Origin of the sequence: Staphylococcus pasteuri (assembly GCF_030547725.1) — a bacterium.
Taxonomy (GTDB): domain Bacteria; phylum Bacillota; class Bacilli; order Staphylococcales; family Staphylococcaceae; genus Staphylococcus; species Staphylococcus pasteuri.
Map to the genome: position 1 here is coordinate 1 of NZ_JAUOQO010000878.1, position 240 is coordinate 240.

Here is a 240-nt window from a genome sequence, read left to right on the forward strand (position 1 = left end):
GCAAAGCGGTAACCAAATTGACTGCCGACATTCCGGTGTTAGTAATCACCGCACCCGCTCCATGCTCTAAGTTGGCGATAGCCTCAGCCAAAATATGACGGGTTGGATTACCAGAGCGACTGTAATCAAACTGACGCTTCTGATTAAAATCAGCAAAGCTATAATTGCTAGACAAATAAATAGGCGGCACTACTGCGCCGTGTTGGCTGTCACTTTCTATACCGCTGCGCACTGCTATAG

Annotated in this window: 1 protein-coding gene; it reads right to left on the minus strand. The window is 47.5% G+C overall.

What is annotated here, in order from left to right:
• Positions 1-240, minus strand: a 240-nt coding sequence (locus Q4528_RS15795) for a PLP-dependent transferase (RefSeq protein ID WP_303522682.1), incomplete at both ends; no start/stop codon positions are given.